The following is a 1,697-nucleotide window of genomic DNA, read 5'->3' on the forward strand; positions in this document are numbered from 1 at the left end:
CAGCGCGACCGCGCCCGTGGCGTGGCTGCGTGCGTCATCGGCGGCCGCCGTCGACGCCACGGTGTGGATGACCATGACCCCGACGATCGAGACGGCACGCAGCCAGGTGAGCCACGCCGTCGTGCTCTGGTCGGTACGAGGCATCGGGCCAATGTAACGAATAGATAACGGCAGCGGTGCACCCGCTCCGCCACACCCGCCGCGTGATCCCCACCACGCAGGTCACGACTTCGACACGATTGCACCGAGACGCCATCCGGGGTCGCGGCCGATCGTGAGAGCGCGCACAATGGCGGACGCCGGGCACTCCCGGCGGAGTCGACGAAGGAGTCATGATGCGACGGATCACAGCCCTGGCAGTGGCCTCGGCAGCCGTGCTCGCGCTCGCTGCGTGCGGCAGCGGCAACAGCGGGGGCGGCGGCGGTAACGGCGGGGGCGGCGGCGGGAGCGAGAGCACCGACGTCGAGGTCTTCACCTGGTGGGCCGCAGGGTCGGAGCTCACCGGCCTGGAGGCGCTCGAGGCGGTCTTCGCCGAGCAGCACCCCGACTTCACGTTCGTCAACGGCGCGGTCGCCGGTGGCGCGGGCTCGGCGGCGAAGGACCTGCTGCAGACGCGGCTGCAGGCGGGCGACCCGCCGGACACGTTCCAGGCACACGCCGGCGCCGAGCTGCAGGACTACATCGACGCCGGTCAGATCGAGGACGTCTCGAACCTGTACGAGGAGTTCGGCCTCACCGACGTCTTCCCGCAGGACCTGATCGACCTGCTCACGGTCGATGGCGCGATCTACTCGATCCCCTCGAACATCCACCGCTCCAACGTGGTGTGGGCGAACCCCACGGTGCTGGAGGACGCCGGCCTCGACCCAAGCACGCCGCCGGCTGATCTCGACGCCTGGATCGACGACCTGCAGACGCTGCAGGACGCCGGCGTCTCCACCCCGCTCTCGGTCGCCGCACCGTGGACGCAGGTGCACCTGCTCGAGACCGTGCTCATGGCCGACCTCAGCGCCGACGCCTACGTGGGCCTGTGGGACGGAACCACCGACTGGAACGGTGCGGAGGTGACCGCCGCGCTCGAGCACTTCGAGACGCTGATGAGCTTCACCAACACCGACCGTGACGGGCTCGACTGGCCCGACGCCACCCAGATGGTCATCGACGGCAGCGCCGGCTACAACGTCATGGGCGACTGGGCGGTCGCGGCCTTCGAGGAGGCCAACATCGAGCGCGGTGACGGTTTCGTCGAGTTCCCCGTGCCCGGGACCGACGGGAGCTTCGGGTTCCTCGCCGACTCCTTCACACTCCCGGTCGGCGCTCCCAACCCCGAAGGCGCCACCGCCTGGCTCGAGACGGTCGGCTCCCTGGAGGGTCAGGTCGCGTTCAACCAGGCCAAGGGCTCGATCCCGGCCAGAACCGACGCCGATCCGGCCGACTTCTCCGAGTACCAGCAGTCGGCGATCGACTCCTACGCGAGCGATGAGATCCTGCCGTCGCTGGCCCACGGCGCAGCGACGCCGGTCGCTGTGCTCAACGCCATCACCGACGCCGTCAGCAAGTACACCGCCGGCGGCTCTGACCTGGCGACCCTGCAGTCCGAGCTGGCCGCGGCAGCCGGCTCCTGACCCGCGCGCGCCCGGTGACCCAAGCAAGAATCGTCGGGCACACCGGTCATCGATCTGTCGGGCATTCGCTAT

Annotated in this window: 1 protein-coding gene; it reads left to right on the top strand. The window is 69.8% G+C overall.

Annotated elements, in window-relative coordinates; translation table 11 throughout:
• Positions 1-335: 335 nt before the first annotated feature.
• Complete coding sequence (locus ACOJSN_RS08460) at positions 336-1,625, top strand: ABC transporter substrate-binding protein (protein WP_420112056.1); 1,290 nt, start codon at positions 336-338, stop codon at positions 1,623-1,625.
• Positions 1,626-1,697: the final 72 nt, after the last annotated feature.

Source organism: Pseudactinotalea sp., from assembly GCF_048594945.1.
Lineage (GTDB): Bacteria > Actinomycetota > Actinomycetes > Actinomycetales > Beutenbergiaceae > Pseudactinotalea.

Coding starts and splice junctions, on each gene's coding strand:
- ACOJSN_RS08460 (WP_420112056.1), top strand. CDS start 336: ATGCGACGGATCACAGCCCTGGCAGTGGCCTCGGCAGCCGTGCTCGCG.